At 54.2% G+C, this 13932-nt stretch carries 7 protein-coding genes; 5 read left to right on the plus strand and 2 right to left on the minus strand.

Translation table 11 applies throughout. From position 1 onward, the window contains the following. Window positions 1-1224, plus strand: a 1224-nt coding sequence (locus tag H5P30_RS14145) for a helix-hairpin-helix domain-containing protein (protein WP_221774370.1), incomplete at its 5' end; no start/stop codon positions are given. A gap of 121 nt (window positions 1225-1345) precedes the next feature. Here the strand turns inward: H5P30_RS14145 and H5P30_RS14150 are convergent. Beyond that, window positions 1346-2998, minus strand: coding sequence for an FAD-dependent oxidoreductase (locus H5P30_RS14150; RefSeq protein WP_185693584.1), 1653 nt, complete (start codon window positions 2996-2998; stop codon window positions 1346-1348). A 200-nt stretch (window positions 2999-3198) separates the two neighbouring features. Here H5P30_RS14150 and H5P30_RS14155 point away from each other — a divergent pair, with 200 nt between their 5' ends. Together H5P30_RS14155 and H5P30_RS14160 are read left to right on the plus strand one after the other, a co-directional pair. Continuing rightward, window positions 3199-5166, plus strand: a complete 1968-nt coding sequence (locus H5P30_RS14155; RefSeq protein WP_185693585.1) for a sialate O-acetylesterase — start codon at window positions 3199-3201, stop codon at window positions 5164-5166. Between the two features lie 29 nt (window positions 5167-5195). Beyond that, a complete protein-coding gene (locus tag H5P30_RS14160) occupies window positions 5196-6263 on the plus strand; it encodes an SGNH/GDSL hydrolase family protein (RefSeq protein WP_185693586.1) in 1068 nt (355 codons plus the stop codon). 97 nt (window positions 6264-6360) lie between these two features. Here H5P30_RS14160 and H5P30_RS14165 read toward each other — a convergent pair whose 3' ends face one another. Continuing rightward, on the minus strand, window positions 6361-8835 hold the full coding sequence (locus H5P30_RS14165; protein ID WP_185693587.1) for a beta-mannosidase: 2475 nt from the start codon (window positions 8833-8835) through the stop codon (window positions 6361-6363). Window positions 8836-9047: 212 nt separating this feature from the next. Here H5P30_RS14165 and H5P30_RS14170 point away from each other — a divergent pair, with 212 nt between their 5' ends. Further along, a complete protein-coding gene (locus H5P30_RS14170; protein ID WP_185693588.1) occupies window positions 9048-10169 on the plus strand; it encodes a substrate-binding domain-containing protein in 1122 nt (373 codons plus the stop codon). 280 nt (window positions 10170-10449) lie between these two features. Next, window positions 10450-13908 (plus strand): glycoside hydrolase domain-containing protein, encoded by a 3459-nt coding sequence (locus tag H5P30_RS14175; protein ID WP_185693589.1) that lies wholly within the window; start codon window positions 10450-10452, stop codon window positions 13906-13908. Window positions 13909-13932: the final 24 nt, after the last annotated feature.

Below are 13932 nucleotides of genomic sequence, written 5' to 3' on the forward strand. Positions count from 1 at the left end.
CTGGTTTCGCTCGGGCAGTTGCAGCATGCAAACGCCGGACGCTTTAGTTACGAGCCGTCTTATATTGTCGGCAACTCGTACCCGAATCCCCGGATCAAGCCACTGGATCAATGGCGGGCGAGCGTGACCGATCAGTTTAGCGGTTTCGATACGGGTCTGGACGAGGATGAAAACTGGGGAATCAGTGGATCGTTCAATCTCTATGACGCGTCGTATCTGGTCAATGAACACCTTTGGGATAGCTTCATCTTTACGACGATCCCGCAGGTCGCCGACAACTACGGTGAGACGGGAATCGAGCCGTCCTTCGAAGAGTTGCTGAGCGGCGAGGCCTCTTTGCCCAATCCCCGTTTTAAGCCCTACACTCCGGGCGATTCCCAATTCACTGCGGAGGTGCTCCAGGATGTTGGCGACGAGGAGTCCGGAAGCTTCTTTCACAACGCGGGTCATCTCATGGTTGAAGGGATGTTCAATGTGAACTCGACCTCGGTCGATGCGTGGGAAGCTTTTCTTTCCGGCACGCACAAACTGCCGGTCCAGAAGCTCACCGAGAATGGTCAGATCGCCGATTTTTGGTCTTCAAGCGAAATCGAGGGAGTGCGGTTCCCCCGGGTGCAGATGGTAATGGATAATACCAGCCCGGAGAGTCCGGCAGGGGAGGGGAACGATAGTTTCTGGATCGGCTTCCGCACGCTGAAGCAGGAAGAGGTGCGGCGCTTGGCCGAAGAGATCGTCGTGGAAGTCCGCAAGCGGGGTCCATTTCTGAGCTTGGGCGACTTCGTCAATCGGAAGTTGGAGGACGGCGAGCTGGGAGAGGCGGGTGCGCTACAGGCGGCGATTGATCGGACGATCAACATCAGCATAGACGGGGATATCGCTGAGGAGGCCACGAATCCCTCCGTCCCCGGGCAAATGTCGCAGGCCGCCGGTTTTCCCGGCTATCTGCAGCAAGGAGATATCCTGCAGGCGCTGTCCCCGTATATGACGGTGCGCTCGGACACGTTCACGGTAAGAGTCTACGGTGATAGGGTGTCGCCCGTGACCGATGAAGTGGTCTCACGCGCGTGGTGCGAGGCGACGGTGCAGCGGTTCCCTGACCCGGTGCTGACCGAGGAGGCGGCGAGCGCGGAGGAATACCGAGCGGAACTCGTGGATCCTACGAGTCCATTCGGTCGCCAGTTCCGCATTACGAGGTTTCGCTGGTTGGACCCCGATGAGGTCTAAATTTCCGCAGAATTCTGCAACGGAAGCGATCGCCCGCTAATCAATCGATGAGGTCTTATCGGGCAAGTGCAAAAAGCCTTTCGCTACATCGCTTGCGGAAGGAGAATGCCGGATACCCAATCTATTGAATCCGCCCCTTGAAGGTCAGTATTTGTTTGTCCTCCAGTAACTTCGCTTCGAGGTCATTGTGCGGCACGTCTTGGACCGCGAGATTTTTGTCGAGCGCAAGCACGGCTGCCGTGGCGGCGCTTTGACCGAGGATCATGAATACGGGTTCCATGCGGATCGAGCCGTAAGCGACGTGCGAAGCGGAGACCGCGCAAGTGACAAGCAAGTTGGAGCATTCACTTTTTCGGGGAACGAGAGAGCCGTAGGCGATTTCATAGGGTTCGATGTCGACACCAATGTCTCCCTCGTTCTCGACCTCTCCGTCTTCAGTGATGTAGCGCTGCGTGTTGTGAGAATCAATCGTGTAGGAGCCCATGCCCACCGATTCCGGTGTGGATGTCTTTTTGGTGAGCTCATTCTGGGTCATCACATACTTGCCAAGCATCCTCCGTGCTTCCCGGATATAGAGATGCGGTGTCCAATTATCGCTCTCTTCGTATTCATCCTTCGCCAGCCCCCAAGTATTCATTCTTTCCCGAATTTCTTCAGGGACGCGTTCGCTGTTCGCCGTGTAGTAGAGTAGGCCGAGAGTATAGTTCTTGTGGTCCTCAACGATCTCACGGCGTTCCTCGTAGCTTGCTTCGGGATAGTCGTAGTTTGCCCCGATATAATCGGTGCTCACCGGGCCGTGGTTGTTCGTGTCGGTTTTGTGATTGGGAATTCGGTCGAACTTTCCGAATGTACTCGTCCAGCCGGCGTCATAGACTCTGCCGAGCAATTCGTAGCGTTCTTCATCGTAGTCCGGGGGCTTGGGAAACGGAATCCGATTTTCCTCCACATTGGTCATGCAGATACGGAAATTGTAAGCCTGTACTCGCTTGTCCGCAGAACCTTTCTCTCCCGGGGCTTCCGTCGAAATGAGAGGCAGAACTCCGCTCGATGGATCCCCGGGGACGACATAGGGATCGACTTCCAATTTGCTGAAATTGTGGGGGTGATGAAACACACCCGTCTGCACTCCGGCATAGGATTCGCCGTATTGATCCATGCCCTCCCGGCCCACGGTGTAGCTCACCCCGGCTGCTGCCATCAGGTCGCCTTCATAGGTGGTGTCGAGGAAGACTTTGCCCCTAAAAGTATCTCCGGCCAGGGTAGTGATCGAGTCGATCTTCCCATTCGTCATCTTCACGCCGTCTTCCCGGTTGAGAAATGCTTTTCGATGGACCGGGATATCGAAATCGCGGATGTAGTCCTCAAAAATGCTCTTTGCCGCGCGCGGTTCGAAAACCCAAAGCGTCGTCTCTCCCTTGTCTGTCTTTGGGTCTCCCCGCCCACGCTTACCGAATTCCTCCTGGTCCTCCCATTTCCAGATCTCTTCGTTCTGGTAATATTCGAAAATGCGGTGATAGAAGTTCCGGGAGAGGCCTCCGATTACCGACTTGTCTCCGAAATCGGTGGCGCCCAGTCCGCCTGCACTGAGGCCGCCGAGACGCTCGTCCGGGCTAACTACAATGACCGTCCTTCCCATTTTTTTGACCTGCACGGCCGCAATGACGGCAGCGGATGTCCCGCCGTAAACAATTACATCGGCTTCATAGGTGGCTGCGTGGACCGGACTGACGGACAGCAATCCCGAAGTGCAGAGAGCGGGGAGTATTTTCTTCATTCAGAATGATCTTTTGGAATGGGAAGAGTCGGAAATGTGAAAGACTCTATCAAAAAAATCTAGACATATACAGACTAGAGGTTTGAAGTTGTCGAATGACACTTTCGCGTCAATCTCGAATCTGCAAAATCGTCCTTTGCCTTGTTCTTGGGGGTTCATGCTCTACCGCGCTTCAAGGTCGTTCCGGGATAGAATCGGGAGTGGAGCCGGAGAAACTTCAGTTGGGCGAGTTGTTTACCGATCACATGGTGCTACAGCGCGACAAACCTCTTCGGATTTGGGGGTGGGGCGAGCCGGGTGAGCGGGTGCAGGTGGAGATTGCTGGCCGTGGGGCCGAGGTGGAAGTAGATAAAGGAGGCAAATGGGTTGTTACTCTGCCTTCGATGTCGGCGGGTGGACCGTACGAGATGAAAGTAACGGGTGATCCTGCGATCGTTTTGAAGGACGTTTGGATTGGCGATGTCTGGCTCCTGGGTGGGCAGTCCAACATGCAAATGCGCTTGAGTCAGTGCGACGGAGGTGAGGCGGCGGTGAAACGCGCGGAGTCGGAATCCCGGATTCGGCTGTTTCAGGTGGGAGGAAATCTCGGCGACGAAAGTCCGCAGACCCGGTTGAAGAAATATGAGGGTTGGGGTGTTAGGGATGCGGAAATAGCGTCCGACTTCAGCGGGGTGGGGTGGTTTTTTGGCGAGCGACTGGCGGATGAGTTGGAGGTCCGCATTGGGCTAATCAACGTATCTCTGGGCGGAACGCCGATCGAAGTCTGGCTGAGCCAGTCGGCGCTGGATCAGCAAGTGAAAGAGCATCCCGAGTTGGCCGCTCATTTTGCGGAACTGGCAAGAGTGGAAAGCGATGCGCTGGCGCTCCGAGAGTTGAGGCTGACCGAGCATCGTCCTTCCCGGGAGAAGGCCATAGCCTATGAACAGAACATGCTCTTGGCGACGGAATTGGCCGCTCCAGAGTTGGAGGATGACGAGTGGGATGAGATTGTCATGCCGGGATTCTGGGAGCGCAGCGGAATCGAAGAATTAGCGGATTTTGACGGCTATGTGTGGTTGCGAAAAGAGGTGGTTTTGCCGGAGGGTTGGGGCGACCGGGATTTGAAGTTGGAGATCGGGCGAACGAGAGATTTGGACGCGGTCTGGTTCAATGGCCATCACCTGGGGGCGATCGGGAGCATTGAAGAACTCTATGACCTGAATCGTCCGCGCGGGGTGCGCCCGGAAAGAGAATCGAGTGTCTACAATGTTCCGGCTAAGTGGGTTCAGGAGGGTGAGAACGTGGTGGTCATTCGAATTTTCAACCAACAACGCGTCGGGGGAATCATCGAAGATGGGAAACAGGAATTGGAATTGAGACTCGTCGGGGTGGAGGAGCCGCCGATTTCACTGGCGGGAAAGTGGAAGTATCAACTTGGGCCAGCCTTTGTGACTCACTGGGCGTCGTATCTGTTCCCCACGCAGCCGGCGAGTATGTTCAATGCATATGTCAGTCCCATCGCGGGGTTTCCGATCCGAGGCATTCTCTGGTATCAGGGGGAGAGCAATACAAAGGACCATGTCGAATACTATTCGGACTGGATGCGAGCCTTGATCGTGGATTGGCGAGGGCATTGGGAGGATCAGGAGCTGCCCTTCTATCTGGTGCAACTTCCAAACATCAGCCGGGGGCCGAAAGATAACTGGGCTCGCATCCGGGAAGCTCAGGCGTCCGTATTGGATCTCCCGGGCACCGGGATGGCGGTTACGCTCGATGTGGGACAGCCGAACAACATCCATCCACCCGAGAAGAAGACGGTAGCGGATCGTTTGGCGCGGCTGGCTCTCTCGCGCACTTACGGACTTGAATTGGTAGACCAGGGCCCCGTGTTCTCCGGCGCGGAAGCGGAGGGTAGTGGGCTTCGGCTTACGTTCGATCATATCGGATCGGGGCTGAGATCGATGAATGGGGAGAAGCTGGAGAACTTCGAAATTGCAGGCGAGGATCGAAAATTTTTCCCGGCAGAAGCGACGATCGATGGAGATACGGTGCTGGTTTCAAGTCCCGAGGTTTTGAGTCCGGTCGCTGTGCGGTACGCGTATGAGAATAACCCAACGAACATCAATTTTTACAACGAGGAGGGTCTGCCGGCCGCGCCTTTCCGGAGCGATGATTGGTCCGATCGGTAGCTTTTGCAGAACCTAGCTGAACCGTTAAAATGATGAACGAAAATTCGCCATTCCCATTCTGGATTGCATTGGGAGATTCTATTACCGAAGGCTTCACCTATTCCCTTTGGATCTCCGATTCATGTCGCGCAGCGGGTCTTGATGCACCGCAGTGGATCAATGCGGCGGCGGCTGGAAATACTGCCGGCAATATTCTCCAGCGCCTCGAGTCCGAGGTGATCGTGCATTCGCCTGCGCGCGTTTTCTTGAATGCCGGCATCAATGATGTGCAGAAGCAGGAAGGCGGTTCAATCTATGAAGAGAAAATGCGGGAGATTCTTCGACGCTTGAATTCCGCAGGGATGGAGGTTTGCGTGATTACGACGACGGCCTTCGGTCCGAAGAAGGCGTCTTTGAATTCCGACTTAGTGGATATGAATGCGCGGTTGCGGAAGCTCGCACGGGAGTTCGATATTCCTGTCGCGGAAGTCTTCGAGCCGTTTCTCGAAGCCGTGAAGGCGGGTGCTCCCGTGCTGATCGAGGATGATATTCACCTCAGCTTTGAGGGGTATCGGATTATGGCCGATGCGATCTTGCGGCAGATCAATCCGGGCATCCCATTATCTTTGAGTTGGAAACCGGAGGTCGAAGCAGGTGTGCCCGCGGAATGGAAAATCTGTCCAGTGGACGGAGAGGGGACGGCTTGGAGCCTCAAGGTTCCAGAGGAAATCTCATCCCAGAACTGGTGGGAGTGTCAGGAAAGTCTCCGTGGCTATGTCATGAATCCCCGAAAACACTTTTCGCAGGCATCGGCAGTTCGGGGACGCACCGAGTTTTTCCTCTCCGAAACAAGTCCGGTGCAGATCCGAATCGGGGCTACCGTGCAAGATTTGAAAATTGACGGTGATTCTATTGAGTTGCCTGAGCTGGCAACCAAATGGGGTGTGCGCGAAGTCTGTCTTCGTGAGTTTGCGGCGGGCCGTCACCACGTCGAAGTCACCGCAGAAAATTCATTCTTTGCGGCGTTTTTATCGAATTGCTCGAAATCGCTATCGCGCTTTCGCTCCAAAGATATCTCGGAGAGGAACAACGATAGTTGTTTCTACGAATCGCCGTAGAACTTCGAAATTTGCAGAGGTTTGCTCGAAATCGCTATTGCGCTTCCGCTCCCAAGATATCCCGGAGAGGAACAACGATCGTTGTTTCTATGAATGCTCAAGCGATCGAGTCCACGAGAGAATGAGTTTGGAGCCTATTTTGTAGCGTTGCGAGGTCTGCCGATTCTTCCACCGAAACCTTCACGGTCCGCTTTTCGTTCGGGAAGAGATCGAAGAAATTGTCCTCGGCTCGAAACTGGATGCCAGTGAACAAAAACTCCACCCAGGGCTGGAAGACTTCTGAAGAGAGAGACAGATCGAATTCCCCTGGGGCGACTTGCCGGATCGAGGATGTGATGGGGCATTGGGAGAACTCGATGTTGCGGGGTGCCGTGAAAAGAACCGTCTGGCGTGAAACGATTCGAGCGCCGATCCGAAGTTGGCAGCGGAAATAGAGATTTGCGGCACCGTAGCGTGCTAATTCGTCTGAAAAATCGAGAGTGATGTGTTGGAACGCTTCGTTGCAGCGCAGTTGCACGGGCAGTTCATTTCTTCGAATGGATTGTCCGTCGATTTGGCAGAGGGACCATTCAATCACTGCCTCTGTGTCTTTCACCCCGTCGTAGACGGTATGGATGTGGAGATCATGAATGGTGTTCACCGGCATATTGCACTTTTGAGCCGTCTCGGTGCCGGGCACATGTACACTGATTAGGGCCGGAGCGAAGAAGCGTTTGGCTTCGTAGTGAAGTGCCTTCCAGCGTCCGCCAAATTCGAGGCTGCTCCAGGATGCTCCCGGCCAGCAATCGTTGAGCTGCCAATAGAGCGCGCCCATGGTGCGAGGCATCGAGCGGCGAAAATGTTCGACGCCGATCTTAAGACAATAGGCTTGGTTGAGTTCGGAGAGATAGGACAGCGATGCGTAGTCTTTGGGAAAACGATAGCGCCGGGATATATAGTCGAAAATGATCTGGTTACCGGCTTTGTTCTTTTGATGGCAGTCCATCTCCGGAGAAAAAATATTCCATTTTTCCGGCGGGCAAAATGTAGCGGCCACCTCGGGCGAGGGGAGTGATTGCATCCCAAATTCCGAACAGAATCGGAAGCACATCTCCTCGTAGCGTTTGACCGGCTTTCGTTCGTGCCAGACATCCCAGAAATGACAATCGCCCGCGCGCTCGTTGTTGGGGCCGTTTTCATAGCCTTCGGGGTTGTGTGGAGAGCCGGGCCAATAAGGAGTATGAGGATCCCATTTGCTGACGGCATCAGGGAGCAGGTCGTAAAAAATAGCCTCATAGGCGGCTTTGCGTTCGGGAAACCGGCAGATGAAATGACTCATGAGCTCAAGTTCGTTGTTCCCGCACCAGAGAGCCAGGCAGGCGCGATGGGCCAGACGGCGGACTTGGTATTCTGCTTCTTGTTTGACCAGGGATTGAAACTCCTCGCTTCCGGGGTAGAGGGCACAGGCGAACATGAAATCCTGCCAGACCAAGAGGCCCTTTTCGTCGCATAGGTCGTAAAAGAATTCCCGTTCGTAGATGCCTCCTCCCCAGACCCGAATCATGTTCATGTTGGCGTCCACTGCGGAGGTCAGAAGATCATCCACCAGCTCAGGAGTGGCTTCGGTAAGGAACTGATGGGCGGGAATCCAATTGGCACCCTTGGCGAAAATCGGGCGACCATTGACGACAAACTGAAAGGTCTCTCCGAATTCGTCCGGGTGTCGGTCGAGTTGAATGGTGCGTAGGCCGATCTTCCGCTGCCAGGTGTCGGCGAGAGAGCCGTCCGGATTGACGAGACGAACCTCGAGATCGTAGAGCGGTTGCTCGCCCAGACCGTTTGGCCACCAGAGCTGCGGGTCCTCGACCTTGAGGTGAAGCTCGCTGGTTTCGATTAAAGTCTTTCCCCGTAAGGTCAACTTCACGGAGTAGGTGGCGGCAGGATCGACCGGCTCAGAGAGTTCCGGGAAAATCCGGAGGGCGACCTGAGTCGAGGAGTGGGCTTGTTCAACGCGCACCGATTCGATGCAGGGTGAGGAGTATCCCTCGAGCGAAATCGGGAGGTAGATGCCGGCGCTGACCAGCCGCGGCCCCCAGTCCCATCCGTAGGAGCAAGGTTCCTTGCGGATCAGGGACGAGCCACCGAGATAATCGTTCCATTCGCCGTAGTGGTCCTCGGTCCGGCGGGCATTGATGTAGTCGCGCGTATTGGCAAAAGAAATCGTGAGTTCGTTGGGACCGGGCCGGAGGAGAGGTTTGATCCCCAATCGGTAGCCGATGAACATGGATTCAGTCCGGGCGACCTCCACGCCATTGAGAGTGATGGTGGCGAGGGTGTCGAGGCCTTCGGCCACGAGATCGATGGAACTCTCCGCCAGGAGTGCGGCCTCGGGGGTGAAGGTCGTTTGGTAGGTCCAGTCGGCTCGCTCAACCCATTGGAGTTCGCGCTCATGGGTGCCTACGAAAGGGTCGGGGATCTCTTGGTTCGCGACTAGATCGCTGAAAACATTTCCAGGGACCCGGGCCGGGAGCCAGTTTTTCTCGGGGATCCGGCGGAAGCGCCATGAGGAATGGAGGAATTGCTGAATTCGCATGATGAATGGTCATTGGCTCTCATGAGTGAAGCAGGCGGAAGCTATGCCGATGAGGGCGACGGTATTTATAAAAGACTGTAGCAGACTAGATGTAATTAGGAGAGTAAGCAGTTCAATATCAGAATTTATATAAATTCAATGAGCTGTTGTCTGGAAGTATTAGATTGACCCTATCGCGGGGGAGGCATACGACGGGGTATTTTCCGATCTTTATGGAGAATTCTTTTCAGGCTCAAACATTCCGGCATCTTACGCTTCCGCAGCAGTTGTCCGAGTTCCTCAAAGTCGAACTTCTGGCCCAGTACGAGCCTGGAGAGTGCCTGCCGTCGATCAGCCAGCTCTCGAAGTCTTACGAGGTGAGTCCCATGACTCTGCGTGCGGCTTTGAGCATCCTTTCGCAGCAGGGATATTTGGACATTCGGCACGGCAGCGGCACCTATCTCAGCGACTTGGGCCAGAAGCAGCATGTCGGATTGGTGCTGGGGCTGGACATCGCGCAGCCTCAATCGTTTTTTCGGCTTCATTTAATGCAATATCTGCGGCAAAAATTAGACCAACTGGGATTTAAGTCCCGCGTCTATCTCGCCTACGGAGGGGGAGGAGTCGAGGGTTGTCCGGATCTGGAGCAGGAGATTTCCGCCAATCGGGTCAGGTGTTTGGTTATGTTGAGTAGCTTGAAGCAACTGGCCTCGAAAGAGGTCCTGGATTCCAAGGGGATTCCTCGCATTGAGCTGTGGCAAAATACCGAGTATTATGTAATGCCGGATTACGAATCTTTTGTTCGCGAAGGGGTGAGGCGTCTGGCGGCAGCCGGACGCAAGCGCATCGCGATGATTGAGTGGAGTTCCGAGCGAAAGAACGCTGGTGGCCGAGACTTGAAGGTGTTTCAACAAGCCATGGAGGAGCATGGGTTAGAGGTGAACCGGAAATGGCATCGTGGTGACCTGTCTCCCAATCTTCGTGGCTCTGGGTGGTCGCTTTTTCGTGAAATCTGGATGTCGGAAAAGGTGAAGCCGGATGCCATCCTTGTGACCGACGATATGCTTTTTCAAGGGGTGCAAACTGCCATCGAGGAAATGAATATATCGGTACCCGATCAACTGATGGTGGCTACCCTTGGCATGAAGGGATCCGCGGATCCGTGTGTGATTCCGGCCGAAGTAGGCGAGGTGGATCCGGAGGCCTTCGGCGACGCCGTATTGTCGATCGCTCTTCCATTGCTCAATCGGCAGAAGGTCGCGAAGCCGAATCAAGTGCTCTCCATGGGGTGGAAGACGATCGCGGCGAGCGCATCGGGATCCACTAGTGAAGTTCGCCTAAGCGAGAAGGCTTAGGAGCTCTCGGATATATAAATAGTTGGGAGGAGTGTTTTTTTATTTGCAAAGTCTGCAACAGAGTAGTTCTCTGGGTATGTTGATGACACAGTTGTGCTCCCATTTTTTTTACCTTCTTACGATTAATTCGGCAGATCGCCGCTTCTTGGGCGAGAAACTTTAAAAAGCCGTTTCGTGATCTGTCGGCGGGTTCGCTCATTATTTCGCGAATCTAGCAGCTCTTCTGCGGTTGCTTCCTGAACCTATCAATTTTTTCAAACCCTCAACCCTTCTGATCTCTATGAATCGTTCATCACTGTCACTTAAATCGCTGCTGATTGCGTTAATCCCTCTTTGTTTAAGCTGTTCCGTCTTCGGGAAATCGACTCCGCTTCCGGAGGAGAATGTCAGTTTTTTGGCAGTTGACCGGATGGCGGTGGCTCCTGAGATCGATGGTCGGATCGGGGAAGAAGAGTGGGGCGATACGTCCGCGATCAGTGGGGTCACGGAGCATAGCAGCAATCGCTTGATTCCGCGTCCCGTGACATTCTGGCTGGGATGGGATCCGGATCATCTGTATTTGGCGTGCCGGGTATATTTGCCTGCAGGTTACAAGCCGAGCGTTCCGGCGGGGCGTTCCGAGGGGCTTGCTTACATCTGGGACGACGGACTGGAGGTAGGGTTTGCGCCGCATGGGAAAAATGTTCCCAGTGGAACGACGGAAAATTCTTACAAATGGTTTATGAACGCCTTGGGGTTTGGGGGGGACTACAGTCGGATTGCGGTTGGGCAGCAGTTCAAGAACTGGGCGCCGAACTTCCAGATTGCCACCCGGGTGACCGATCCTGGGACGGCCCCCGATGGGGGGAGCTGGTGGGAGCTGGAATTTTCGTCGACTCCCGAGGACTTTGAACTCTCCGGTCCGCACCGCGCTGGGGACGAGTGGAACATGCTTTTGGGGGTCAATCACTTCCCGCGTTTCCTTCAGGCCCGGGTGCCTGCAAACGGTGCCTACATGGATTCGTCGGCCCATACCGGCGTGGTTCTTGTGGAAGGAAAGGCATCCGTTCAGTTGCTCAACGACACCCTGGATAATCTCGCAACCACCGGAAACTCGAATTGGTTGCTTCGCTCGCACAATCCAACCGAGAAAGATATCACTCTCGATATTTCTTACGAAGTCGCGGGTCAGATTGCCGAGAAAACTCTCGAAGTGCCTGCGGGAGAAAGCGCGAATGTTTCGTTGGATCTCAAGACGCCAGAGGAACTCGAAGAGGGACTGGCGGCTGTTCGTGTCAGTCAGGGGAATCAACTTCTGTTAAACTACGGAGCCTATTTCAAGCAGGGGTACGCTGCGAGGACGTTGAAAACACCCGCTCCACCGACCCAGGCTTTTCCGTTTAGAGCCGAGTTCAATGCCTTGCGGTCGAACTTTCTCATCCAAGGGGATACCTATTCCTTGGAAGACCCTGCAATGGCGAAGGAATTGAATTATCAGATCTTCAAAGAGGGTGTGGATAAACCGATTGCAGAGGGGTCGATTACCCAAGTCGCCGAGTACTATCTTCGGGATATCGTGCAACTCCCCCCGTTGGACTCCGGCGAGTACACCGTCACGGCTAGCCTGATTCTTGAAGACGGAAACCGTTTGGGGCCCGAAACCGCCACTTTCGTCAAAAAAGATGAATCTAAGGAGTTCGAAGAATGGTGGAATAATGACATCGGCAACCCGGATCGCGTAATACCGCCCTTTACGGCAATGACGCAAGACGGGAACGAAATTACCTGCTGGGGGCGTGAGTATACCTTGGACGCTCTTGGATTGCCGAAGCACTTGGACTCCGATGGAAAAAATGTAATGGGGAAACCCGCACAGGTTGTTGCCGTGGTGAATGGAGAGGAGGTGCGTTTGCCATTGGACAAATCGCCTACCATTACCAGCGTCAAAGATTGGCGGGTAGAGTTCACCGGAAAAGCAAGCGGTGGTGGTATCGTCGTCACCTCCAAGGGTTGGATTGAGCAGGACGGGGTCACCTACGTGGAATTGACGTATGAGCCAGAGGGCAAGGAACCGGTCGAAGTGGAGTCGTTGCGTTTGGAGTTCCCGCTCAATGGGGAGGACTCGGAAAGCCTTTTGTGTGTCGGTCCGGGTGAAAACTTCTCCGCTCGCACTGCGATGATACTGCCGACCGATGAGGAGGGTTCGCTCTGGTCAACCCTGGTGACGGGACGAACCGGTTCCCAAATGACGATCGGTTCGTTCTATCCCGAAGTTTGGATCGGTAATGATCGTCGAGGATTCCTCTGGTGGGGGGATAATGACAAAGGCTGGGTTCCAAATGATGACGTGCCGGCTCACGAGGCTGTCCGTCGAGGGTCTGATGTCGTATTAATTAATCACATCATCGGTACTCCTGATGGTGAAGAACCGTATCTCTTGGAGGCCCCGAAGACCCTTGCCTTCGGATACGTCGCTACTCCTTTTCGTCCTTTTCCCAAAGGATGGAGAAATTCGATGGCCGCAGAGAACGGAACCTTCTGGTCACCCCATCGTGGGACTCGTAAGGATTCCAAGACGGGAGAAATGGTATTTCCGAAAGGAAAACGACCCATGCATGTGAACTGGATCCATCCGGAAACACGATACCCCGAAGAGTGGGATGAGATCTGGGCTGAACAAAAGGAAAAAGCGGACAGAAAAGTGGAAAACGTGCAGCCCATTGATCCCTACCGTTCGCGAAGCGGGTCGGGTTTTGTGCACCTGTCGTTCCAGTTAATCGGTTCCGGACATAAGTCATCCGACAACGAGACCTATAAATATTTCGGCGTGGACTGGATGGTCGGCGGGAAGGAGACCTACAGTCGCGAGATGCAGGATTATTTCCTGTGGATGTTTGACCAGGCATTTGAAAAAGGAGGATTGCGCACAGTCTATTTTGACCTTGCCTTTCCGTTTTTAACGAAAGATCTGCAGTCAGGCCTTGCCTACGAGCTTCCGGACGGGCGGATTCAGCCGGGTTACAATGGTTTTAATATCCGTCGCTTCATGATGCGCCTCAGCTCGCTGATGAATGATCATGATTTGATGCCAGGCGGGCTGAGTATACACAGTACCAATGCATATTTCCTCATTGCCATGCCCTGGGTGGATGCGGTGCTGGATGGTGAATATCATTTCCTCAACGACGCAGCGACCATGGACCAAGTGGATGGCTATCCGGTGGATCGAATGCGTGCCTTCTCGTCGCCTCACAATTGGGGAGTTCCGATAAGTTGGATGCAGTTGATCAAATTCTCAGACAGAGATCGAAAGCAGCAAAACCTGAGATCTTTCGCGGAATATGTTTGGATGCACGACTCGTGGCTGAATCCCTATATTCCCAAATACAGCGAGATGCCAGAGAGCATTTTGGACTGGGGATTGAATGAAGACGCTGTCGTTTATCATCCTTACTGGAGAAATCCGCTGGTGACGACCGAGAGCGAAGACGTTCTCATCTCTACCTGGCAGTTGCCGGACCGATTGATCATCGGAGTTTTCAACAATAATCGGGATAAGCAGGTCAATGTGACTCTGGATGTCGATTTGGACGCCGCGAATCTCAGTCGAGAGCTGCCATGGCAGCAATTTTTTCGAATTCGTGACCTCTGGAAGTCGGAGGAAGACCCCGGAGCGCGTTTGGATCTGCAAGATGAGCAGATTCAAATTCAGAAACTCAAGCCTCATACGGGCCGTTTCTTCGGCATTCGGCTCTATTGATACCCAACGAACATCTTCAGCCCA

The sequence above is a fragment of the Puniceicoccus vermicola genome, assembly GCF_014230055.1.
Taxonomy (GTDB): Bacteria; Verrucomicrobiota; Verrucomicrobiia; order Opitutales; family Puniceicoccaceae; genus Puniceicoccus; species Puniceicoccus vermicola.

What these genes read in the sequence shown, in the direction of transcription:
- H5P30_RS14160 (WP_185693586.1), top strand. Translation starts at nt 5,196, where the DNA reads ATGATGAACGAAAATTCGCCATTCCCATTCTGGATTGCATTGGGAGAT.
- H5P30_RS14175 (WP_185693589.1), top strand. Translation starts at nt 10,450, where the DNA reads ATGAATCGTTCATCACTGTCACTTAAATCGCTGCTGATTGCGTTAATC.
- H5P30_RS14170 (WP_185693588.1), top strand. Translation starts at nt 9,048, where the DNA reads ATGGAGAATTCTTTTCAGGCTCAAACATTCCGGCATCTTACGCTTCCG.
- H5P30_RS14165 (WP_185693587.1), bottom strand. Translation starts at nt 8,835, where the DNA reads ATGCGAATTCAGCAATTCCTCCATTCCTCATGGCGCTTCCGCCGGATC.
- H5P30_RS14150 (WP_185693584.1), bottom strand. Translation starts at nt 2,998, where the DNA reads ATGAAGAAAATACTCCCCGCTCTCTGCACTTCGGGATTGCTGTCCGTC.